Here is a 21,866-nt window from a genome sequence, read left to right as displayed (position 1 = left end):
GCGGGGCCGTTCATTCACCCTCAATCCCGCCCCACCCCCCCTTAAGCATATCGAGCCGCGTCTGCCCATCGGGCGTAAAGTGCGTGCCAAACCTCACCAGCCCCTCCTGATGCAGATAACAAGCCATCGTAAAACTCAACAGCATGCCGGGCTCCGTATCCCTGATATCGATCTCGATTCTCCGCACGCGCGGCTCGTACTTCAGCACCGTCGTTTCGATCGCATGCCTGAGCCTGTGCGCCGACGACGGCAGATGCCGATAGATTTCCGACAGGTCATCCAGCCCATAGTCGGGCAGATGGGCGAGCCCGTTGCGGCGGCTGTTCAGGATGCGCTGGATGTTGTCCTGCACCGAGAAGAAAGTCTGCGTCGCCACGTCGTAATCGTCGATTCGTGCGCCGTTTGCAAAGTGTCCGGTCACCGCTTCGAACAGGCCAGGTCCGCCGTGTGTCATACGGCCACCTCGGGCGCGTCGCCGAACTCGACGGCGATGCCGTCCTCTTCCGAAAACGCGAGCACGATCCGCGCAGGCAGCCGCTGCTTTGCAATGCGCTCGAGCAGTTCACGTGAAAGCACCGGCAGTATCTGCTGATCGAGCAGGCTATCGATGTTGCGCGCACCGGAGTCGGGCAGCAGGCAAGCCCGCACGAGTTCGGTGACGAGCGCGTCGTCGCACGCGAGCGGCACGCCGAAGCGGCGTCCGATACGTTGAGCGACCCTGTCGAGTTTCATCCGGACGATGGCTTCCAACGCGCCGGACGACAACTGCCGGTAGACGACAGTTTGAAAGCGGGCGAGCAAAGCTGGCTGGAAATGCTCGACCAGCATCGGCCGAATCGCTTCCATCAGCATGGCGGTGGTGACTTCCCCGCCGGCTTCGGCGACCGCTTCCGTGGCGGCCATGATCTGCTCGCTGCCGAGATTGGACGTCATTACGATCACGGTATTGCGGAAGTCGATGATGCGGCCTTCACCATCGCGCATGAAGCCGCGGTCGAACACCTGGTAGAACAGGTTCAGCACATCGCGGTGCGCTTTTTCGACTTCGTCGAGCAGGATCACGCTATAAGGACGCTGACGCACCGCTTCGGTCAGCACGCCGCCCTGGCCATAGCCGACATAGCCCGGCGGCGATCCCTTCAATTGGGACACCGTATGCGCTTCCTGGTACTCCGACAGATTGATCGTGACGAGCGAGCGCTCGCCGCCGAACATCAGGTCGGCCAGCGCGCGGGCCGTTTCCGTCTTGCCGACCCCCGAGGGACCGGCGAGCAGAAACACGCCGAGCGGCGCGTCGTCGGACTTTAGTCCGGCTTTCGCTGCCCGCAGGCTCTTGCCCACTGCTGCGAGCGCATCGTCCTGGCCCACCACCACGCATCCGAGCCGCCCCTCCAGATCGAGCAGGGCGGCGAGTTCATCTTCGAGCAGGCTGCCTACCGGCACGCCGGTCCAGTCGGCGATCACGCGCGCAATCGCCGCTTCATCGACCTCGGCCTGGATCAGCGCCTCGGCGCCATCGCTGGCGAGTTTGCTATGGCAGGCCTTGATCTGACGCTGAAGATCTCGCCGCTCGGATTCGTCCACGGCGGCGCGCCATTTGTCCCGCAGCGCGACGAGGGCGGTGACGGCGGCTTTCTGCTCGGCATAGGCCAGTTCCAGTGATTGAAGCTCGCGCGAAAGGAACGTCCGTCGCGTGTCGATGGCAGCCAGGCGTTCGCCGACATCGGCAGACGTTGCGCCCTGATCGTCGATCAGCGCCGCGCGCTCGACGTCGAGCGCCGCGGTCTGCGCGTGACAGGCGGACATCGCCACCGGCGTCGCGTCGCGGCTCATGCGCACGCGCGCGGCCGCTGTGTCGAGAAGATCGACGGCTTTGTCGGGCAACTGGCGTCCCGTCAGATAGCGGCGCGACAGCCGCACCGCCGCGCCGACGGCGGCGTCGGTGATGTGCACGCCATGATGCTTCGCGTAGCGCTCTTTCAGGCCGCGCAGCATCAGGCAGGCGTTGTTGTCGTCGGGTTCGTCGACCTTGACGATCTGGAAGCGGCGCTCCAGTGCAGCGTCGCGCTCGAAGTACTGTTTGTATTCGGACCAGGTAGTCGCGGCGATCGTGCGCAACTCGCCGCGCGCCAGCGCCGGCTTCAGCAGATTCGCCGCGTCTGCGCCGCCCGCGGTGTTGCCCGCGCCGATCAGCGTATGAGCTTCGTCGATGAACAGCAGCACCGGCGTCGGCGATTGCTGGACCGCTTCGATCACGTTTTTCAGGCGCTGCTCGAACTCGCCTTTGACCCCGGCGCCGGCTTGCAGCAAACCCAGATCGAGCGTGAGCACGCGGACGTCGCGGATCACCGCCGGCACGTCGCCTTCAGCGATCCTCAGCGCGAGCCCTTCGACCAGCGCGGTCTTGCCGACGCCGGGCTCGCCCACGAGGATCGGGTTGTTCTTGCGCCGGCGCGCGAGGATGTCGACCATTTGCCGAATCTCGACATCACGCCCGAACACCGGGTCGATCCGGCCCTCGCGCGCTTTCTGGGTGATGTCGATGGTGAAACGTGTGAGCGCTTCCGAGACGGGTTGAGGGAGCCCGTTCCGGCGCACGGATGGCGCGGACGGCGCCGGCTTCGTTTCGCCGTCGGCAGCATATTTGGCGGTGCGCGTGGGCACGCCATCCTGCGCATCGGCTGCAGCGATCGGCGCTTCGACGGAGGTTCGGTCGAGTTCGGGCGTGAGCCGCTCGATCTGTGTCGCGGACACCGACAGCAACGCCCACGCATCGGGCGCGCGCAGCAGATGCGGCGCGTCGGCGAGCGCGGCCAGCAGATGGGCCGAACGGATCGAGGGCGAATTCTCTTCGAGCGAGGCGCGCATCCACGCGGCTTCGAGCAACTGGCCGAGACGCCGGGACAGCCCGGGTTTGCCGCGCAAGTCGTGCGCGAGGCGGTCGATGGCGTGAAGCAGCCCGTTCCAGATGCCGTCCACGTCGAGTTCGTAGCGCCGCACAATCGCGACAAGGTCGCCTTCACCCAGTTCGAGCAGCTTGATCAGCCAGTGTTCGACTTCGATATCACGATGGGCGCGTGTCTCGCACAAGCTCGCGGCATCGGCGAGCGCGCGGGCGCAATGATCGTTGAGACGTCGCAGGAGCGCAGAGAGGTCGCGATGGGTCATGGCGGCAAGCGGCAGGAAAAGAGCAGAAAGAGGCGCGTGAACGCAGTGCACGGAAAAAGCGCACTGGTCAGCACACGAAACAAACGCCGGCCCGCGACGGGCGGACCGGGCAAAAAGCGGCCGGCTTCCGACTAACTCGGACGATCAGAATGGCAATGGCCGGCCTTGAGGGTCAGCGCGATTACGAGCGCTCGTTCCATGTGTCGGTATGAATGATGTTGCCGTCCTTGTACGACCACGTGATCTTCTCGTAGCGCAATTGCACTTCTTCGAGGTGGTTGTGCTTTTCATAGGCGGGGTTTTTGATGTCGAACATCTTCGGATTGACCGCGACGACCTTCACGTTGTCGAGCCTGGTGTTGAAGTATTCCTTTTCCTTGCCGGCGTCGTCGATCTTGTACCACTTGATTTCGATCGACTTCAGCGTCTGGCCGCTCGTCACCGCCTTGTACAGATAGGGGGTCGACGCGTCGGTTTCCTTCGTGAAGCTGATCGGCAGATGCACACGCGTGCCGGTCAGCTTGTGTTCACGCGCCAGGCTTACGAGGGCACCATTGCAGCGTCGATCGACGATGCCGCGAAGCGCAACGAAGCGGCAAGCGACTGGGTGCTGGCCACCGATGCGCAGCGCCAGGCGCAGCGCCAGGCGCCCCAACAGTCCGCCGACGACATGAAAGCATCGCTGACGAGCCGCTACTTCGCTGACTACGCGGACCATTGGCAGGGTTTCATGAACACGCTGCAATGGGAATCATCGCCGACGTTGACCGACACGGTGCTCACGCTCGACGGCCAGAGCCTGCACTACTACAACCAGCAGGAGACGTGGCAGGCGCTGACCTGGCCGTCGAACGATCCGCAACGGCTGGGCACGCGTTTGCAGTGGCAGACGGAGAAAGCCGGGACAAACAAAAGCTTCGAATTCGGCGGGCGCTGGGGGTTGATACGCATGCTCGAACGGGCGCGCGTGCAGCCCATCGACAGTGCGACCTTCCAGCTTACCTGGCAGGCCGCTGCTGGGGCGGGCGCAGCGAAGGCGGCACAGACGGCGATGCCAGTGCCGGCGGCGAGCGGAGCCTCCGCCACGATCGCCGATAACGAAGACGAGTACGAGAGCGGCACGACGCCGCTCGGCGCCAGGCGTCTCGACAGTCTGACCACGCAGGCCCCGCTCACGGCGGCCTCGCAGGCGCTCACCTACCCCCTGAGCTTCGTGATGCGCACGGACGTCGGCAAGGGTCCGCTGGAATTGCTGGCGCTGCGCAACTTCGCGCTGCCGACGCGGATTTTTGCGGGCAAGGGGCCAGTCGCCGCAACGGGTGCGAGGAAGGTTGCGCAGGCCGACGGTCCACCGCCGTTGCCGCAGGCGATGCTCGATGCGGCGAAGCATGCTGAAACGCCGCTGCCCAGCGGAATGAGACCGCTATGAAACCTGACCACATTGCATCGCCGGGATACCGATAGTCATGCTTACGAATCTTTTGAGTGCGCTGTTCGGCGCACGCGCGCCATCCGACCTGGCCCGCTCGACCCAGGGGCGCTGGGACGACTGGCTGCGTCCCATCGGCGATGACGCCCCCATCGGCAGCGACCCCGGCTACGACGACGACTTCCTCGCAATCAAGGACGAAGTCGCCAGGCTCTCGAACATCGACGATACACTGATCGTCGACACGGCCGAACGCCTGCTCAAGCAGAGCGCGAAAGATGTGCGCCTCGCGGTCTATTATGTGTACGGACGCATGCGTCGCGATGGCGCGGAAGGCGTGGCATCTGGCTTCGAACTGCTGTCGGCGCTCATCGATCGTTTCGGTGACGCGCTGCTGCCGGCGCGCGCCGAGACCCGCAAGGCCGCGCTCGAATGGCTCGCGGGCAGCACCTTCGCGGACCGGCTCGACCGCGTGCAGGGCCTGTCCCACTCGTTCCTCGAACGCACGCTGTCGGCGCTGGCGCTGATCACCGAGCGCACCGCGCAATGGCCCGAAGCCACGCGACCCGAATTCGCCCCGTTGTTTCGCCGCTTCGAGGACCGGGTGGAAACACGGTTGCCGGTAGCCAACGCAAGCGGCGACACACCGTCCGGCCCGACGGCGTCGAGCGCGGCGTTGCCCGCGGCCACCGACGTCTCTTCCACCCGCGAACTGCTCGACCGCGCCCGGCAGATGGCGCAGTTTCTGCGCGACCAGCCGCAAGGCTATCTGGCGTCCTACCGTCTGATGCGCTGCGTTCGCTGGGACACGCTCACCGAAGTGCCGCCGCACGAAGTCAGCGGCAAGACGCGCCTCGTCGCGCCGCGCGCGGAATTGCGCTCGCACCTGAAACGCCTGCTGCTGCAGAAGCAGTGGCCGGAACTGCTCGAGCGAGTCGAGGCGGCGTTTGCCGAAGGCGCGAATCACTTCTGGCTGGATCTGCAGTATTACGCGTTCAGCGCACAGGAGCAGGCGGGCGGTGAATACGCACAGATCCGCGATCTGGTGGCGACCGACTGCGCGTTGATGCTGGAGCGTCTGCCAGGGCTCGACCAGCTGACGTTCTCCGACGGCTCGCCTTTCGCCGACGACGCGACGCTCGAATGGATCGCGCGCTACGCCACCGTGCGCGACGTCGAGCGCGGCGAGGCCGTGGCGCCGGTGGTCGTCTCGTCGGCCGAGACCGATTGGGCGGAAACGGAAGCACAGGCGACCGATCTCGCTGTCCAGCAGGGGCTTGACGCGGCGTTTGCCTGGTTGCAACGTCTGCCCGCGCGGGACGGCGAACGTGAGCGCTTCGTGCGGCAACGGGTGATGGCGCGCGTGGCCGAGCGTGTCGATCGCGCCGACACGGCGCTGCATCTGCTTTCCACACTCGATCTCGTCGCCCAACGCTTCCGGCTGGCCGCCTGGGAGCCGTCGCTGGCCTTCGAAACCAAGCACCACCTGCTGCGCCTGTTGAAGATCCGCATCAATCGCAAGGATGCGGACAAGCCCGCCCTGAGCGCACGGATCGACGCACTCACCGGCGAGCTCACCGCGATCGATCCGGCGCGCGCCGTGACGGTGGCGTGAGTCCCCATCAAGACATCGAATTTGCGAGACCGCGCCCATGAACAGCGCCACCAAAGACAACGAAATCCTCCGCTACTACGAAGCGGAAATGCGCTACCTGCGCGAGGCGGGCAAGGAATTCGCCCGGGCGTTTCCGGATCGCGCGCGCATGCTCAACATCGACCGCATCGGCGAGCGCGATCCGCACGTCGAGCGTCTGTTCGAAGGCTTCGCGTTCCTGATGGGACGTCTGCGCCACAAGCTGGACGACGAACTGCCCGAACTCACCGAAGGGCTCGTCAGCATGCTGTGGCCGCACTATCTGCGCATGATCCCGTCGCTGTCGATTCTCGAACTCAGTCCGACCAACGGCGCGTTGCAGAAGCACGAGACGCTCGCGGCGGGACTGGAGGTCGCGTCCGATCCGATTCCCGCGGGATCGTCTTCGGGTGCGGGCGACGAAGGCGTCGAGTGCATCTACCGGACCACCCAGGAAGTCGACCTGTATCCGTTGTATCTGAGCGAAGCCAACGCCTACGCGCGCGAGGACGGCCGCTCGGTGCTGCGTTTGCGGCTCGAAGTGCAGCCGCAGGCGCGGCGCGAGCAACTGGACGTGCCGCGCCTGCGCCTGTTCCTGAACGCGGACCGGCCCGTCGCGCTCGCGCTCTATGCGGCGCTCACCGCGAGGCCCATGGCGATCAACGTGCGCATGCCGGGCTATCCGGCTGATCGTCCCGGCACGCCGCAAGCGATGCCGGGCTTGCGCATCGAACCGGCCGGCTTCGCGAGCAACGAGCGCTTATGGCCAAAGGCCGATAACGCGTTCGGCGGCTATCAGTTGCTGCTCGAGTACTTCACGTTCCCCGAGAAATTCATGTTCGTGGACCTGCTCGGTCTGGACATGCAGGCCATCGCGCAGGATGCGCCGTATTTCGACATCGAGGTCGTGCTGGAAAAGAGCTATCCGGACGATATGCGCTTCTCCGCCGACAACGTGCGCCTCTTCTGCACGCCGATCATCAACCTCTTTCAACTGGAAGCGGACCCGATCGTCGCCACGCAGTTCGACACCGAATACCGTGTCCACGCGATCGAGCAGTATGGCGAGCACGTCGATGTCTATTCGGTCGATACCGTGCAGGGCTTCGAGGCAAGCTCGGGCCGGCGCTTCGAATACGCGCCGTTCGCGTCGTTTCGTCATCGCGGCGGCATGCTGCGGCATGAAATGCCGGAGCGCTATTTCCACACGCGCGTGCGGCGCGGCCCCTCGGGCCGCTTCGACACGTGGGTCGTGTTGGGCGGTCATGCTTGGGAGCAGCAGGCGACGCTGCCGAAGGAAACGCTGTCGTTATCCGTGACCGGCACCAACGGCATGCTGCCGCGCAAGGGGCTGCGCGAAGCGGGCATTACGAGGATGCGCAGCGGTTTCACCAACATCGGCTCGGTGCGTAACCTGAGCGCACCGACGCTGCCGGTCTATCCGCCGACCGGCGACCGTTTCCATTGGCGTGTGCTGTCGCATCTCGCGCCGAACTATCTGTCGCTGCTGAACCCGGAGATTTTGCGCGGCTCGCTGGCGCTGTATGACTGGACCGACGGTGAGCTGAACCGGCGCCGCGTCGACGCGATCACCGATGTGAAGCACCGGCTGTTGCAGAAGCTCGTGAAGGGCGGATTGCAGCGCGGCGTCGAGATCGAGGTGACGCTCGACAGTAACCAGTTTGCCGGCGACGGCGACGTCGAATTGTTTAGCGGGATGCTAAACCGCTTCCTTGGGCTGTACGCGACGCTGAATCTGTTCACGAAGCTCGTCGTCGTGTCGCAGCCGACCGGCCGCCGCATCGAATGGCCCGATACGAAGGGCGAAGGAGCACCGTTTTGAACGCGCCGGGCAGGGAGTTTGCATCGTACGCGGACCGGACGCTGCTGCCGGCCTTACTCGATGACGCCACACGGATGAATTTCTTCCGCTTCTGCGAGTTGATCGAACTGGCCGCACCGGACAAGCCCCCATTGGGCACGACCGACTCGCCATCCGCCGAGCCGGTGCGCTTCCGCTCGCGGGTGCGGCTTGGATTTCCGAACCGCGAGATCGACGCGGTCGAATATGGCCCGGACAATGCGTTGGCGCCGCCGACGGTTCGCACGACCTTTCTGGGGCTGTACGGAGTCGATGCGCGCATGCCGTCGTACTTCGTCGACGAGATCGCGCAGAACCGCGACGGCGCGGAGCCGCTGGCTGGGTTTCTCGGCCTGTTCCATCACCGTGTGGTCACGCAGTATTACCGCGTGTGGCGCAAGTACCGCTATCCGGCGGGCTTTCGCAGCGGCGGGACCGATGAGATTTCGCGCTACCTGCTGAGCTTCGCGGGGCTTGGCTTCGGCGCGCCGGAGATCGCTCAGGCGGTCGGCTCGCGCAAGCTGCTGTCGATGCTCGGTCTCGCGGGCCAGAAAACGCGCACAGCCGAAGGACTGGCGGGCGTGCTTCAGCACGCGGTGCCGGACGCACGGATCGAGGTCGAGGAATTCCATCCGGTCTGGATCACCGCGCACGATTACACGCCGGGTGCGCTAGGCGAAGGTTGCCTGCTGGGCCGCGGTTTCTACGATCGGGCGAATACGGTGCGCGTGGTGATTACGCCGCACACGCATGAAGCGGTGCTCGGACTCATGCCAGGACGCGGCAATCATCGCGAACTGATGGCATTGCTGCGCTTTTACCTCGGCTACGAGGCGCGCGCGCATCTGGAAATGCACGTCAGCCCCGACCTGATGCCGGCGCAGCAATTGAACTCCGCCCAGGTCAGTCTGGGCTTCACGACGCAGTTGCCGCCGTCACGCACAGGCGCCGCTGCGGCTAAGGTCACACGCGTGCAACTGGGGGCGTGGACGGGCGGCAGCGAGCGAGACATCCGTGAGCGATCCACGGCGCACCGACACAAGCACTGACCCGGCCACGGGAGCAGCGATCAATGCATAAGCAAGACAAGAGGATCAACAGGATGATGCGACAGCTTCGAACCGGCGTCTCGGTGTGCGCCCTCGTGACCATCACAGGATGCGGAGTGGGGCAGGCCGTGACGGACAGCACGGTGGATGCCGCGAAATGGGTGTTCACGACACAGGTTAAAACCATGAACGTGGACCTCGTCAGCCGGGCCTCGTTGAATGCGGACGGTGCGGGACGATCGTTGTCGACGGTGGTGCGGATCTATCAGCTGAAGACGCCGCAGACGTTTCAGCAACTCGACTATCGGCAGTTGCAGACGAACGATCTCGACACGCTGAAGGCGGATCTGCTGGCGACGAAAGACGTCGTGTTGCGTCCCGATGCAAGCGCGAGCATCAGCGAGCCGATGAACGGCGACGCGGAATATGTCGGCGTGGTCGCGTTTTTTCGCGACGCGGGCCAGGACGCGACGTGGAAGCTCGTGATTCCGAGGAAGCAATGGAAGAAGACCGATCCGGTGAAGATCGAGGCGCGTGACAACATGCTGACGCTCGTCGGCGCAACGGGTGACACGATCAGGCGCAACGCGCCGCTCCAAAGCATGCCTAATCCGCCGAAGCCCAAGCCCGCGGCGGTGACGGAGTACGGGACGCAGGCGGGATGAGCGGCGCGAATCGCTCGAGTTCGAAGTGCGCAGTAGTCATTGCGTCGCGCGCCCTGTCGCGCGACGACACGACCCTGCATGCCCCCCGGTGTTCCGCTCAATGCGGCTTGATAGCCACTTTCAGCACCCCGTCCCGCTGATTCGCAAACAGATCGTACGCGGCGACGATGTCGTCCAGCTTGTAGTGGTGCGTGACCAGCGGGCCAAGCTCGACACGTCCGGACGCCACCACGTTCATCAGCCGTCTCATGCGCTCTTTTCCGCCAGGGCAAAGCGCGGTGTTGATCTTGTGGTCGCCGAGACCGGCCGCGAAGGCGCCGAGCGGAATCGTCAGGTCGGATGAGTACACGCCAAGACTCGACAGCGTGCCGCCCGGCTTGAGAATACGCAGCGAGGATTCGAACGTGCCCTGCGTCCCAAGCGCCTCGATCGACGAATCGACGCCGCGTCCGCCCGTGAGCTTCATGATCTCGTCCACCACATCGCAATTCTTGAAGTTCAGCGTGACATCGGCGCCCATCCTGCGGGCCATCTCGAGGCGGTGTTCGTTGCCGTCCACTGCGATGATGGTGGTGGCCCCCAGCAACCGCGCGCCCGCCGTGGCGCACAAGCCGATGGGACCTTGCGCGAATACGGCCACCGTATCGCCGATCCGGATGTTGGCGTTTTCCGCGCCCTTGAAACCGGTGGACATGATGTCGGGACACATCAACACCTGTTCGTCGGTCAAGCCGTCGGGGATCGGCGCGAGGTTGGCCTGCGCGTCGGGCACGAGCACGTATTCGGCCTGGGTGCCGTCGATCATGTTGCCGAAACGCCAGCCCGCCGTCGCCTTGTAGCCGTGGCACCCGCACAGGCCTGCGGCGATCAGGTAGCTGCCGTCTTGCGACGCGACGCCGTCTTGCGCCGCGTATGAGTTGAAGTTGGGGCAAATGGCTCCGGCAATCACGCGCTGGCCTTCCTGATAGCCCCGCACCGCACTGCCGAGTTTTTCGATCACACCCACGGGTTCGTGACCGACCGTCAGCCCTTTGGCGACCGGGTATTCGCCCTTGAGAATGTGTACGTCGGTGCCGCAGATCGTGGTGGTGGTGATACGCACGAGCGCGTCGTTGGCACCCACGTCGGGCATGGGTTTATCGGCGAGTTCGATACGGCCCGGTTCGACGAATACGGCGGCTTTCATCATTGCGGTCATGAATGTCTCCTTCCGGTTGGGGGCAACGGCATCTCAAAGGTGCTCGCACTTTGGCACCTGCTCGAACGCATAGGTGCGACTGGCGAACCCGACGCAGCTATTTCGCCACTTTCCACCGACGTAGCCGCGATTGCATCTTACTCCGCCAGGAATAGTGCCTGCTTTGCGAGGGGAAGAGCATGGCGAATGGCGAAATGCTTGCGCCAGATCAAGGGGGCGTGTGAACGCATTGGCTGGCGCTTCTATCGTTCGCTGGTGTTTCGTAAGGACAGCGCAATGGTGTTGACGCAGAAAGTAAAGCGGTCGAGAAGGGGCTTTTTGGCGTAACTGACGCCGGCTCACCTGTTTTCCCACGGCAGCATCTCGTCGCCCGCACGCGCCCCGCAATCCTCCACCGGCCACCCATCCTTCCCTACCAGCGGCACGAACCTGACCTCGCCGAGCCAGCTTCTTTCATAGTCCTGTTCACTGCGCCGCACGACTTTGATCAGCCGCTGACAATGCGGATCGCGCCCCACGGGCATGACGATCCGTCCACCGGCCGCAAGTTGCCCGCACCACGCCTGAGGAACATGCGGTCCGCCCGCCGCCGCAATGATCGCGTCATACGGCGCATATTCGGCGAGACCCATCGTGCCGTCGCCGTGATGCACGGTCACGTTGGAAATCCCTAGTCTGCGCAGGATTTCCCGAGCCGAGTCGACCAGCCCGGCATGGCGTTCAATCGAGTACACATGGCCGGCGATCGCCGCGGCGACCGCGGCGGCATAGCCTGAACCGGTGCCGACATCGAGAACCCGTTCGCCGGGGCGCAGGTCCACGGCCTCGATCATCGCCGCGACGATGGCCGGCTGCGAGATGGTCTGCTCGTTGCCGATCGGCAGCGGCGTGTCGTCGTACGCGAATTCCCGCAGATCGGCGGCAACGAATTCTTCGCGAGGCACACGCCGCATCGCCGCCAGGACACGCGGATTGCAAATGCCGCGGCGAGCGATCTGCGATTCGACCATCCGTTCCCGGGCCTCGTTGAAGTCGGTCATAGCCACCTCCGTGTTGCAGCAGGCGCCACCGCATGCCGGCACTTCATCGAATACGGACAAATGACGCGTGGCAGGCGACTGGATTGCCTAGAATCAGTTTACGCGCAGAACGGCACGGCAAAAACCATACGTGGCGTTTGCGGCGCCGCTCGCGCGTCCGAATCCCAACACGTGTCAATCGTAAGGGGAATCATCATGCTGAAATATGTGGTTCTGGCGCAATTTACGGATCAGGGCATCCGCACGATCAAGAACAGCCCGCAGCGGGCCGCGCAGGCGGCGGAAATGGCGAAAGGCTTCGGCTGCGAAATGAAAGAGATCTACTGGACGTTGGGCGAATATGACATTGTCACGGTCATCGATGCCGCCGACGAACAAGGCTTCACCGCTTTCGGCCTGGCATTGGGCTCGGCGGGCAATATCCGCACGCAGACACTGCGCGCTTTCACCAAAGACGAAATCGGTTCGATTATTGGTCGGCTCCCATAATTTAGCCGGCTGGCACAGGGGTTGATCTCCTGTGCAATCTGTTCTTGCGTGACCCTCTTCGGAGATCAAGATGAATGCGGACAACAAAAGCGACGTGCAGGCTTTCGTACAAACAGCCGAGCAGACTGGCGCGTATGTGTGGGTGATTACGCTGGTCGACTTCAGGAGCCGCGAGGTGAAACGCTCTCTCGTATCGGACGATACGTACGAAACGCGCGCCGCCGCGAAAGACGCGGGCGACGCCCGTCTGAAAGCGCTGGCGGTGGATCATTAGGCTCGCGAGCCGCTTTCGCCTGACGGCTGAAGCGCGTCTGAAGCGGACGTTGGGCCGCGCGAGTACCTCAATTCGACCCACACGCCTGCCGTGAAACAAGAATCGATTTCCGAGGATAACGAACAGCCGGTCAGCGCCGACCACCAGAGCTGTACGTCGAACGAGTGCATTCCAGCCGAACCGGCCCATACCGACCGCAAATTCACGGCCTTCGGATCGGCCATCACGTGGCTGGAACAGGTCGATCCCGGTATGCATCGCCGGATCAAGGGGCTGCGGCTCGTCACCGCCTACGGCATTGCGGCGGCGCTCGGGACATTGCAGGACATCATGCACAATCTACCCGGCGCGATGTCCGTCGGTTCGCTGGCCGCCGGCTTCGCGCTGTGGGCAAGTGTGTCGGAGGCGCGTGTCACGCGGCCCGAATCCAGCCGGGATTTGACGCTTCTGTGCGCCGCCGCCGCACTAGGCGCGGCAATGTTCATCGGCTTTGCGCCGCTCCTGCAGGCCATCGCAAGCGCGGGCCCCGAACTGACGCTCGTAACGGGAGCGTTCCTTGTCGGCTATCTGAAGCGTTTCGGCATTCTCGGCGCGGGAATCGGCTCACAGGTCTACATCGGGCAGTTGCTAGCCTACGGCGCGCACCTGACGCTCGCCGACCTGCCGGCGCTCGCCGTCGCCGCACTGATCGCGATGCTCGCGTCGATCGTTCCGCGCATGCTCAGCGGGCCGGCCGAACGTCCGGCGACCACCGTGCTGTCACCCGTCGATATGCCGGACCGTTGGGGACTCGCGCCCGAACTCATCATGGGCTTGCAGGCGGCAAGCGGCGCGCTGATCGTGGTCGCGTTGAACGAGGCGATCGGCCTCAAGGAGTCGGCGTGGGCGATCACCGCGTGCACCTACGTCGTCGCGGGCTCGGCGAACGGCACGGCGGCGCGGGTGCGTCGACGGATCATCGGCACCTTGATCGGTGTTCCGTTGGGTCTGGTGTGTCTGCCGCTCGTCGAGCACGCGCCGTTGCTGGCCTGGGTCGCCGCCGCGCTCGCGATGATCGTCTACGCGATGGCGCTGCCCGAGCGCTACGACATCGCCTCCGGCGCATTCGCCTTCACGCTGATCGTGACCTTGGCGATCGGCGGTGAGCATTCGATTGCGCTGCTTGCCGCACGCGCATGGGAAACGCTCCTTGGCGGCGCGCTCGGACTGGCGGCCGCGAAACTGATCTTTCCTTTGCGGTCCTGAAGTGTTGCCGCGAAGTTAGCGATGGTTCGCGGCGATCGGCCAAGGTTTGTCGCGCGGTTGGACACGCGGTGAACGTCGAATCCCCGCGCGCGTTGAACATGCCGGGAACGCCATTGCGTGGCGGCCTGGGCTTGTAGAACGTTCTATACTGCGCCGGTCTGCCGGCCGTTTGCCGCGCGACGTTGCTTGCGGTATGCGGTCACATAGCTAGTCCAGCAGTATCGGTAGGGGGAGTTTTACGGCGTCGTGCCCGCTGCGGACCCATCACCAGGTCCGGGCTTCACTTCACTTGCCCGTTGGACGAGACCATGCTGACCATCGACGACATCCGCACCGTGCCCCTGTTCGCCACCCTCGACGACGACGAACTGGCGCATCTCGCGCACACGTCCGCCGATCTCCATCTGTGCGCCGGTGAGTTCGCGGTTCACGAAGGCGGCGAGCGCGCGCTGTATGTCGTTCTCGCGGGGAAGATGGAAGTCATCAAGACCTTCGACGGCGTCGAGCGCACGCTCGGCTGGCGCTTGCCGGGAACCCTCTTCGGCGAAGTGCCGCTCGCGCTGAGTTCGCCGTTTCCGGGCGCCTATCGGGCAGCCGAGCCCTCGCGTGTGATGCGGGTGGACGCGCAGCGCTACTACGTGCTGGCCGCCGCGTCACCCGACGTTGCGCTGAAAATGGGGGCGCTCGCACGGGAGCGCATCGGCGGTTTGCAGGGTCTTTCCGCCGAACCGCCCAAGATCCGCGTGACCATGGTCGGCAGCCGCTGGGACGGCGCCTGCACGGCGCTGCGCCAGTTCCTGGCCCGCAACCAGATCAGCTACGACTGGATCGCGGTGGACGCGCCCGAACTGGCGGCGCGCTGGCCGGGGCCGGCCCCGGCGGAAGAGGACTGTCCCGCGCTGCGGCTGGTCGACGGCAGCGTGCTGAACCGGCCCGCGACACGCGAGCTGGCGGAGTTGCTGGGCCTGCAAACACAGCCCCGCCTCGCCGAATACGACACGATGATCATCGGCGGCGGGCCGGCCGGTCTCGCCGCGGCGGTGTACGGCGCGTCCGAGGGTTTGCGCACGGTGGTGCTGGAGCGCGAAGCGCCGGGCGGGCAGGCGGGGACATCGTCGCGTATCGAGAATTACCTGGGCTTTCCGAACGGCGTGTCCGGTGACGAACTCGCAAGCCGTGCATTGCAGCAGGCGAGGCGGCTCGGCGCCGAGATTCTGGTGACGCGCTCGGTGGCCCGGATCGACGTCGACAATCGGCACGTTCATCTCGACGGCGGCGACGTGATTCGCGCGAAGACGATCATTCTCGCGACCGGCGTGACGTGGCGGCGTCTGATGATCGACGGCTTCGACCGTTTCATCGGCAAAGGCATTTACTACGGTGCGTCACGCAGCGAAGCGAGCGCTACGCACGGACTTGACGTTTATCTGATCGGCGGAGGCAACTCGGCCGGCCAGGCTGCGTTGTATTTCGCCAATCACGCGCGCATGGTGACGCTGGTTCTGCGCGGCGATTCGCTCGAGAAGAGCATGTCGCGCTATCTTGTCGAGCAGCTTCGCGGCAAGTCCAACGTGAAGGTGCAATTGCGGGTGGAGGTTGTCGGCGCGTACGGCGATACGCATCTGGCGGCGATCGATGTGCGCGACGCACTCAGTGGAGAGGTGAGCCGGCACGATTGCGGCGGATTGTTCGTGTTCATCGGCGCCGATGCGCAGACCGATTGGCTGCCCGGGGAAATCGCCCGCGATGCACGCGGCTATGTGCTCACCGGCGACGATGTCGTGAAGGCCGGACGCTGGTCTCATCGCCGCGATCCTTATCTGCTCGAATCGAGTGTGCCGGGAGTATTTGCTTGCGGGGACGTGCGGTTGAGTCCGGTTAAACGCGTTGCGTCCGCGGTGGGTGAGGGCAGCATGGCGATTGCGTTCGCTCATAAGTATCTGCAGAACGATGCTGGATAGTGGGGAGCCGGTACTTACGGTGCGACGGCTACGTGCTACTAGCTACGCGCTGGTTTGCCATGCGCTATTCCAACCGCCGATTCAACGCCTCACGTCGCACTGAAGCCGAACAACCGGCACGGCGTACTCCACAGCACACGCCGACGCGCATCGGAATCGGGAATCAGGCGTTGCACGAGCGTCAGAAGCGGTGCGTAATCCATCCGCGCCGGCGCGCGCAGGAAAGGCCAATCCGAACCCCAGACGCAACGGTCCGGTCCGAACGTGCGAAGAAGCTGTTGCACGAAAATCTGCGCATCTTCATACGGGTAGTCAAGCTGCGAGAACTTCTGCAGTCCGGAAATCTTCACGACGGTGCGATCATTGTCGGCAAGCCGCAGCAGCGTCTGAAAGCCTGGCTGTTCGATACCCGCCGCGAGGTCGGGGCGACCGCAGTGGTCGATGAGTATCCGTGTCCGGGTCCGCTCGATTAGCGCTTGCAGTGTGACCAGTTGATCACCGACGGTCTGGATCTGCGCGAACATGTCGAGCTCGGTCAACATACGGAAGAGCGCGTCGGCAGTGGCCATCGAGTCGACGCCGTCCATCGCCGGATTGAAGGCGATGCCCACCACGCCCGCGCGTTTCATGTCGAGCAATTCCGTGCGGCTCACGGCGTGATCGACCACCGCGATACCCTTGAAAAGATCGCCGCCCCGCTCGATCGCGTCGAGCATGCAGCGATTGTCGGTGCGATAGCCGCTCGTCGGACCGACCAGCAATGCATGACGAACTCCGCACGCATCCATCACATGCGTGAACTGCGCGGCAGTGCCGATCTCCTGCATCGATGGGCGATAGGCAGTGTCGGATCGATAAGGAAAACGTGCGGGATCGAAGATATGGTTATGACAGTCGATCTTCTGTTCATCGAAGATGTTCATTGATAGGAGTTCTCAGGGAGATGCGTAATCGTGGTGCACAACCTAGGGAAGTATGCGCGTATCCGGGTAGGCGAGTGCAAGCGGCCCGATCGGCTTTCGGCGCGGCAACGCAATGTACTCGCGTCTCTAAAAAAATCTCGCGTCATCATGCCGATATAAGTTATAAAGTTTAAACGGGTAGGCATCAAACTGCGAAAACAGGAGGACGAAGATGAAACGCGCATACCGTTACGCCCCGTCGACTCAGTGCGCCGCAATGCCCCCCGGCCGCTCGCCTTCGATCTTCATGGAATACCTGCCGAAAGACCAGCAAGCGGCTTGCACCTGTTGTCTCCGCCACCCGCGCCGTTCATACCGTTCGTCGAGAAAGACCTGAACAATTGACCAGCTCTCATGGTAAATTGCCAGCGCTACTGTGCCGACCGCGTAAGCCGTCCATAGCAAGCGACCATACGTGGATAGCTTTTGTGCCTTTCAATCGTAATTCGAATGACTGGAGAACAAGAAATGCTTTTTAACGGTGGTTTCACATTCCCGAATTTTCTGGCCGACGTCTTTTCCGTATTCATGTTTATCCTGTGGTTCTGGTTGCTCATCACGGTATCGGGCGATCTGTTCCGCCGCAGTGACGTCTCTGGTTTAGGGAAAGTCGGCTGGGTCATTCTGCTTATCATCCTGCCTTATATCGGCATATTCGCTTATCTGTTGACGCAAGGCCGGGGCATGGCCGAGCGCGACCAGGCGCGCGCCAAACAGGCTCGCGAAGACCTGCGTCAGGTGGTGGGTTTCAGTGCCGCGGACGAACTGGAAAAACTCGACCGGCTGAAAGCGGCGGGATCGATTTCGGCAGAGGAGCATGCGCGCCTGCGAGCGCGGCTGGTGCAGTAATCGGCGATACCCCCAGGCTTTGAGCTTCGCCCGTGGCGTCACCTCGAAACACGAGAACGGCGTGAAGGTGACGTGCGAATGAAATCGGCGAAACTGAGATTTCAGGTGCATTCACTGCACTACGCGACGTAACTGGAGGAATCCATGCTAACCCGCTTTGCTCGTGTTGCCGATTACGCCGCGCCGGCGGCGCGGCGATCCATGCCATTGCGTCGCGCTGCGGTGATCTGCGTCGCGGCGCTGACGCTGGCAGGGTGCGTACAGCCGTGGCAGCAATTCCATGCGGGCCAGGATCAGTCGGCGATCATTGCCCGCATGGGACCGCCGCGCGAAATCCATCAACTGCCGGACGGCGGCCGCCGTCTCATGTGGCCGACCCAGCCGATGGGCACGACGACAGTCGCCGCCGACATCGATTCATCCGGCCAGATAGTGAACGTGCGCCAGGTATTGCAGATCAGCGAATTCAATCGCGCGGTGATCGGCAAATGGACACGTGAAGACGTACTGATCAATTTCGGCCAGCCCGTGCAGACCGCTTTTTTCCGTCGCTCACAACGGGAAGTGTGGTCGTATCGCTACGTGGAGAACAACATCACGCATCTGTTGTTCAACTTTTCGTTCGACACCAGCGGTGTGTTGCGTGAAACGCAACGCACTCCCGACCCTCTGCGTGACCGGGACTTCCGGCGGTTCTGATTGTCGATTGCTTCGGTAACTCAGGTCTCGCCAATTGCGCCGAAAGACACTGCCGCGCAGTTGGCGAGCGCTCACGCGCTGAGGGTGTTCTTATAGATTTTCCCGTCCTTCATGATGACGAGCAGGTTCTTCGCCGGATCGGCGACGAGCGCAAGGTTCTCGACCGGATTGCCGTCGACCAGCAGCAGATCGGCAAACGCACCTTCTTCGATCACGCCCAACTTGCCCGGATACGGATTGCGCGGACCGGAGAGTTCGAGCAACTGGCCGTTGGCCCCCGTGGCCATCTTCAACGCTTCGGCGGCGGTGTACCAGCGCAGCAGGTGCGTCAACATCGTGCCCTGACGCGTGGCGAGTGCCGGTGAGAACAGCAGGTCCGAGCCGAATGCCGTTTTGATGCCGTGTTTCTTGGCAAGCGTATAGGCATTGTTGGTGCCCGCGAAAACGGCGAGCATCTTCTCCCTGCTCGGACCGCTCAAAGGAACCGTGTCTTCTTCGCTGACGAATGGCTGAATGCTCAACCAGGTGCCGTTCTTCGCCATCAGACTCGCCGTCGCATCGTCCATCAGATGAGCGTGCTCGATACACTGGGCGCCCGCCGCGATCGCTCGCTGGACTGCATGCGGCACATACGCATGCACCATCACGTAGGTGCCCCAGTCCGCGGCGGTTTCGACGGCCGCGCGCAATTGAGGCTCCGTGAAAGTGAGCATGTCCAGCGGACTGCGAGGGGTGGAGACGCCGCCACTGCCCACGATTTTGATCTGCGATGCGCCTTGCAGGAACTGCTCGCGCACGCGCAGGCGAACTTCATCGGCGTTATCTGCAACGATGCTGCCGCCGGTCTGCTCGGAACTGCTGATCCTGCTTCCCGCTCTCGGCAGGTCCGTCAGCGAGCGGAAATCGCCGTGACCGCCGGTGGTGGTGATCATCGCACCGGACGGATAAATGCGCGGACCCGAGATGAGGCCCTCGTCGATGGCCTGTTTCAACGCGAACGCCGGGCCGCCCGCGTCGCGTACCGTGGTGAAGCCGCGCATCAGCGTACGCTCGGCCTCGGCGCTCGCGGCGAGGTGCACGTAGGCGATATCGGCGGTGAGCACGACCGGGAGCGGCAACGCGGCGATGATCGTATGCCAGTGCATGTCGATCAGGCCCGGCATCACGACACGGCCGCCGCAGTCGATCACCTGCGTGCCGTCGGGAACGGCAGGCTTGCTCTGCGTGAGCGTACGAATGCGATTGCCGTCCACGAGCAGAAAGAGCCCGTCACGCAACGTGGTGGTTTTTCCGTCGAATAGCCGGAAATTCGTGAAGAGAATAGGGCGTGTTGGACTGGCAGGTGGAGGCGCCGTCTGCGCACTCGCGAGCTTCGGCAAAATGAGCATCAGCGCGGAGGCGGCCATGCCGGTGACAAAGCCACGCCGCGTAAGACCTGTGCTGATGCGGTTATTCGCAAATTCGATCTCGGACTTTTGACAGAAGCAGGCAAATGGATGATCCGCGCCTTCTTGATCGCCAGGTTTGCGAGAGAACATCGATACCCCTCCAGAAAGTTTTGATTTCTGTACGTCGGCCAGTGGGCAGTATAGACAGATGGGATCAAAAGAGGAACGCAACCCTTGCCCGATCGGGTCAACGTCGAACGCCCACTGCTATTTGCAAGGCATTCAGATGGTAACTGAAAGCCTGATCATCAGAACCCCTTATTGGAGGCCCCTCATTGCCCCCCATTAAAGGTTTATAGAAGCGACTCGATTGGAAGAATCGACAGCATCCAGACACCCATTCGCCCGTACCAGGTCGTATTGGGTTCCGTGTCGTGGCGAATCTCCGTGTCGCCGTTTCGCTCGATCCAGAAGATCTTCCCATTCGGATCGAGCTGTACCGAATAGGCGACTTGCGGCACATATGCGAGGAAAGTCGCCTCGATCTGGCTGGCCAATTCGGGGCTGTCGATCACGAGGCCCAATTCCGTATTCAGATAGGCGGAGCGCGGGTCGAAATTGTACGACCCCACGAACACCCGCTGCGCGTCCACCACGAAAGTCTTCGCGTGCAGACTGGACCCGGAACTGCCGAACGGACCCGGTGACTGCTCCTTCTTATGATGACTGCCCGGCAAACGCCGCAATTCATAGAGACGAACCCCGCCTTTAAGCAGTTCGACGCGCCGCTTCGCGTAGCCTGAGTGAACCGCGGCGACATCGGTCGCTTCGAGCGCATTGGTCAGCACGCGCACGGTGATGCCCTTCTCGGCGAGGCCGGTCAGGTACTGCGTGCCGGTCGTGGCCGGCACGAAATACGGCGACACGACGTCGATTTCCCGGGTGGGATCGCCGAGCACTTCGCGCATCTGATGCGAAATGAGTGCCTCCGGCGGCGCGTTGCGCAGGCCTTTCGCCGGGTCGTCGCTGATCATGTGCGTCGTGGCCCAGTCGAACGGCAACGTGTTGTCCAGCATCTTCTGTATGACATGCGGGCCGCGCAACGCCTCCATATAGGCCGTCGCCGCGGGGTCTCGCTCGATGGCCTGCGCTTTGCTCGCGAGCACGTCGAGCTGACCGGCGCCCGCCTGCGGCAGAATCCGCTCGACGGGATACGATGACGCACTGGCCCAATAGCGGTCGAAGTCCCGCGCGACATCGGCGGCGGCGGGTCCGACCGCCAATACGTCGAGGTCGGAGAAGACGATGCCGTCGGTGGCATCGAAGTACTCGTCGCCGATATTACGGCCGCCGAGTATCGTCGCCGTGCTGTCCGCGGTCAGCGACTTGTTGTGCATGCGCCGGTTGGCGCGCGGGAAATCCGTCAGGAAGCCGATGAATTTGGGCTTGCGCACCACGAACGGATTGAACAGGCGGACTTCGATGTTCGGGTGCGCTTCGAGCGCCGCGAGCGTCGGGTCGAGAGAAGAGGGAATGCCGAGATCATCGAGCAGCAGCCGTACGCGCACGCCGCGGTCGGCGGCCTCGTGGATTTCTTCGAGCAGCAACGTGCCGGTCAGGTCGTTGCGCCAGATGTAGTACTGGATATCCAGCGTGCGTTGCGCCGAACGGATGAGGTCCATCCGCGCGGCAAACGCCATATGCGCATCGGAGAGCGGGTAGATGCCCGCGAGGCCGGCGTGTGTCGCGAGCGCGGGCCCGACGGCGCGGCCGAGATCGGTGGAGGCGGCCTGCGCGGGCGTCAACGAAGTCGACTCGGTACGGTTTTCGAGCGAGGGCAACGCGCAGCCGGTCAGCAGGCTTGCGCATAGCAGCAACGCTGAAATCCCGCCAGTCGATCGACGAATTGCGTGGAACGGGTGGTGTCTCAGCGCTCGCATACGATCCATAGTGTCC

Annotated in this window: 18 protein-coding genes and 1 pseudogene; 11 read left to right on the top strand and 8 right to left on the bottom strand. The window is 63.5% G+C overall.

Annotation, left to right across the window (positions count from 1 at the left end):
* Positions 1–10: 10 nt before the first annotated feature.
* The 3 genes and pseudogenes from tssE to tssD all read right to left on the bottom strand — a co-directional run.
* On the bottom strand, positions 11–454 hold the full coding sequence (tssE, locus tag ACZ9H4_RS28875; protein ID WP_476122057.1) for a type VI secretion system baseplate subunit TssE: 444 nt from the start codon (positions 452–454) through the stop codon (positions 11–13).
* Positions 451–3,168, bottom strand: a complete 2,718-nt coding sequence (gene tssH / locus ACZ9H4_RS28870; protein WP_476122055.1) for a type VI secretion system ATPase TssH — start codon at positions 3,166–3,168, stop codon at positions 451–453. The genes tssE and tssH overlap by 4 nt, the downstream gene beginning before the upstream one ends.
* A gap of 181 nt (positions 3,169–3,349) precedes the next feature.
* Positions 3,350–3,691: pseudogene (gene tssD / locus ACZ9H4_RS28865) on the bottom strand (type VI secretion system tube protein TssD); the annotation flags it as partial.
* On the opposite strand from tssD, the gene ACZ9H4_RS28860 reads away from it, so the two are divergent.
* The 5 genes from ACZ9H4_RS28860 to tssJ all read left to right on the top strand — a co-directional run bounded on the left by ACZ9H4_RS28860 (position 3,668) and on the right by tssJ (position 9,805).
* Entirely contained in the window at positions 3,668–4,597 is a 930-nt protein-coding gene (locus ACZ9H4_RS28860) for a type VI secretion IcmF C-terminal domain-containing protein (protein WP_476122053.1), read from the top strand. The pseudogene tssD and the gene ACZ9H4_RS28860 overlap by 24 nt on opposite strands.
* 37 nt (positions 4,598–4,634) lie before the next feature.
* Positions 4,635–6,212: a type VI secretion system protein TssA gene (tssA, locus tag ACZ9H4_RS28855; protein ID WP_476122051.1), complete on the top strand. Its 1,578-nt coding sequence runs from the start codon at positions 4,635–4,637 to the stop codon at positions 6,210–6,212.
* A 37-nt stretch (positions 6,213–6,249) separates the two neighbouring features.
* Positions 6,250–8,073 carry a type VI secretion system baseplate subunit TssF gene (gene tssF / locus ACZ9H4_RS28850; protein WP_476122049.1) on the top strand — a complete coding sequence of 608 codons (1,824 nt, stop codon included), beginning with the start codon at positions 6,250–6,252 and terminating at the stop codon, positions 8,071–8,073.
* 74 nt (positions 8,074–8,147) lie between these two features.
* Positions 8,148–9,140 carry a type VI secretion system baseplate subunit TssG gene (gene tssG, locus ACZ9H4_RS28845; protein WP_476122072.1) on the top strand — a complete coding sequence of 331 codons (993 nt, stop codon included), beginning with the start codon at positions 8,148–8,150 and terminating at the stop codon, positions 9,138–9,140.
* Positions 9,141–9,193: 53 nt separating this feature from the next.
* Entirely contained in the window at positions 9,194–9,805 is a 612-nt protein-coding gene (gene tssJ, locus ACZ9H4_RS28840) for a type VI secretion system lipoprotein TssJ (protein WP_408324826.1), read from the top strand.
* Between the two features lie 97 nt (positions 9,806–9,902).
* On the opposite strand, the gene ACZ9H4_RS28835 is transcribed toward tssJ, so the two are convergent.
* Entirely contained in the window at positions 9,903–11,003 is a 1,101-nt protein-coding gene (locus ACZ9H4_RS28835) for an NAD(P)-dependent alcohol dehydrogenase (protein WP_408157281.1), read from the bottom strand.
* Positions 11,004–11,341: 338 nt separating this feature from the next.
* Positions 11,342–12,043 carry a protein-L-isoaspartate(D-aspartate) O-methyltransferase gene (locus ACZ9H4_RS28830; protein ID WP_408146149.1) on the bottom strand — a complete coding sequence of 234 codons (702 nt, stop codon included), beginning with the start codon at positions 12,041–12,043 and terminating at the stop codon, positions 11,342–11,344.
* 195 nt (positions 12,044–12,238) lie between these two features.
* Here ACZ9H4_RS28830 and ACZ9H4_RS28825 point away from each other — a divergent pair, with 195 nt between their 5' ends.
* From ACZ9H4_RS28825 to ACZ9H4_RS28810, 4 genes are all read left to right on the top strand, one after another.
* A complete protein-coding gene (locus ACZ9H4_RS28825) occupies positions 12,239–12,532 on the top strand; it encodes a GYD domain-containing protein (RefSeq protein ID WP_408146147.1) in 294 nt (97 codons plus the stop codon).
* A gap of 70 nt (positions 12,533–12,602) precedes the next feature.
* Positions 12,603–12,806, top strand: a complete 204-nt coding sequence (locus ACZ9H4_RS28820) for a hypothetical protein (protein WP_408157279.1) — start codon at positions 12,603–12,605, stop codon at positions 12,804–12,806.
* A 168-nt stretch (positions 12,807–12,974) separates the two neighbouring features.
* Positions 12,975–14,051 (top strand): FUSC family protein, encoded by a 1,077-nt coding sequence (locus ACZ9H4_RS28815; RefSeq protein WP_408324840.1) that lies wholly within the window; start codon positions 12,975–12,977, stop codon positions 14,049–14,051.
* Positions 14,052–14,359: 308 nt separating this feature from the next.
* Positions 14,360–16,012 (top strand): FAD-dependent oxidoreductase, encoded by a 1,653-nt coding sequence (locus ACZ9H4_RS28810; RefSeq protein WP_408324825.1) that lies wholly within the window; start codon positions 14,360–14,362, stop codon positions 16,010–16,012.
* 89 nt (positions 16,013–16,101) lie between these two features.
* Here ACZ9H4_RS28810 and ACZ9H4_RS28805 read toward each other — a convergent pair whose 3' ends face one another.
* A complete protein-coding gene (locus ACZ9H4_RS28805) occupies positions 16,102–16,935 on the bottom strand; it encodes an amidohydrolase family protein (RefSeq protein ID WP_476122045.1) in 834 nt (277 codons plus the stop codon).
* A gap of 489 nt (positions 16,936–17,424) precedes the next feature.
* Between ACZ9H4_RS28805 and ACZ9H4_RS28800 the strand changes: the two genes are divergently transcribed.
* Together ACZ9H4_RS28800 and ACZ9H4_RS28795 are read left to right on the top strand one after the other, a co-directional pair.
* Positions 17,425–17,823 carry an SHOCT domain-containing protein gene (locus ACZ9H4_RS28800; protein WP_238812881.1) on the top strand — a complete coding sequence of 133 codons (399 nt, stop codon included), beginning with the start codon at positions 17,425–17,427 and terminating at the stop codon, positions 17,821–17,823.
* A gap of 144 nt (positions 17,824–17,967) precedes the next feature.
* Positions 17,968–18,522 carry a hypothetical protein gene (locus ACZ9H4_RS28795; RefSeq protein WP_408324821.1) on the top strand — a complete coding sequence of 185 codons (555 nt, stop codon included), beginning with the start codon at positions 17,968–17,970 and terminating at the stop codon, positions 18,520–18,522.
* 71 nt (positions 18,523–18,593) lie between these two features.
* On the opposite strand, the gene ACZ9H4_RS28790 is transcribed toward ACZ9H4_RS28795, so the two are convergent.
* Positions 18,594–20,060 carry a metal-dependent hydrolase family protein gene (locus ACZ9H4_RS28790; RefSeq protein ID WP_408146138.1) on the bottom strand — a complete coding sequence of 489 codons (1,467 nt, stop codon included), beginning with the start codon at positions 20,058–20,060 and terminating at the stop codon, positions 18,594–18,596.
* A gap of 203 nt (positions 20,061–20,263) precedes the next feature.
* Complete coding sequence (locus ACZ9H4_RS28785; RefSeq protein WP_408146136.1) at positions 20,264–21,850, bottom strand: phospholipase D family protein; 1,587 nt, start codon at positions 21,848–21,850, stop codon at positions 20,264–20,266.
* Positions 21,851–21,866: the final 16 nt, after the last annotated feature.

This window comes from Paraburkholderia sp. TE9906 (assembly GCF_056279605.1).
The sequence above is the reverse complement of the archived record's forward strand: the minus strand, read 5'-3'. Positions and strand labels throughout refer to the sequence as shown.

Coding starts and splice junctions, on each gene's coding strand:
- tssE (WP_476122057.1), bottom strand. CDS start 454: ATGACACACGGCGGACCTGGCCTGTTCGAAGCGGTGACCGGACACTTT.
- tssH (WP_476122055.1), bottom strand. CDS start 3,168: ATGACCCATCGCGACCTCTCTGCGCTCCTGCGACGTCTCAACGATCAT.
- ACZ9H4_RS28860 (WP_476122053.1), top strand. CDS start 3,668: ATGCACACGCGTGCCGGTCAGCTTGTGTTCACGCGCCAGGCTTACGAG.
- tssA (WP_476122051.1), top strand. CDS start 4,635: ATGCTTACGAATCTTTTGAGTGCGCTGTTCGGCGCACGCGCGCCATCC.
- tssF (WP_476122049.1), top strand. CDS start 6,250: ATGAACAGCGCCACCAAAGACAACGAAATCCTCCGCTACTACGAAGCG.
- tssG (WP_476122072.1), top strand. CDS start 8,148: ATGAATTTCTTCCGCTTCTGCGAGTTGATCGAACTGGCCGCACCGGAC.
- tssJ (WP_408324826.1), top strand. CDS start 9,194: ATGATGCGACAGCTTCGAACCGGCGTCTCGGTGTGCGCCCTCGTGACC.
- ACZ9H4_RS28835 (WP_408157281.1), bottom strand. CDS start 11,003: ATGACCGCAATGATGAAAGCCGCCGTATTCGTCGAACCGGGCCGTATC.
- ACZ9H4_RS28830 (WP_408146149.1), bottom strand. CDS start 12,043: ATGACCGACTTCAACGAGGCCCGGGAACGGATGGTCGAATCGCAGATC.
- ACZ9H4_RS28825 (WP_408146147.1), top strand. CDS start 12,239: ATGCTGAAATATGTGGTTCTGGCGCAATTTACGGATCAGGGCATCCGC.
- ACZ9H4_RS28820 (WP_408157279.1), top strand. CDS start 12,603: ATGAATGCGGACAACAAAAGCGACGTGCAGGCTTTCGTACAAACAGCC.
- ACZ9H4_RS28810 (WP_408324825.1), top strand. CDS start 14,360: ATGCTGACCATCGACGACATCCGCACCGTGCCCCTGTTCGCCACCCTC.
- ACZ9H4_RS28805 (WP_476122045.1), bottom strand. CDS start 16,935: ATGAACATCTTCGATGAACAGAAGATCGACTGTCATAACCATATCTTC.
- ACZ9H4_RS28800 (WP_238812881.1), top strand. CDS start 17,425: ATGACTGGAGAACAAGAAATGCTTTTTAACGGTGGTTTCACATTCCCG.
- ACZ9H4_RS28795 (WP_408324821.1), top strand. CDS start 17,968: ATGCTAACCCGCTTTGCTCGTGTTGCCGATTACGCCGCGCCGGCGGCG.
- ACZ9H4_RS28790 (WP_408146138.1), bottom strand. CDS start 20,060: ATGTTCTCTCGCAAACCTGGCGATCAAGAAGGCGCGGATCATCCATTT.
- ACZ9H4_RS28785 (WP_408146136.1), bottom strand. CDS start 21,850: ATGCGAGCGCTGAGACACCACCCGTTCCACGCAATTCGTCGATCGACT.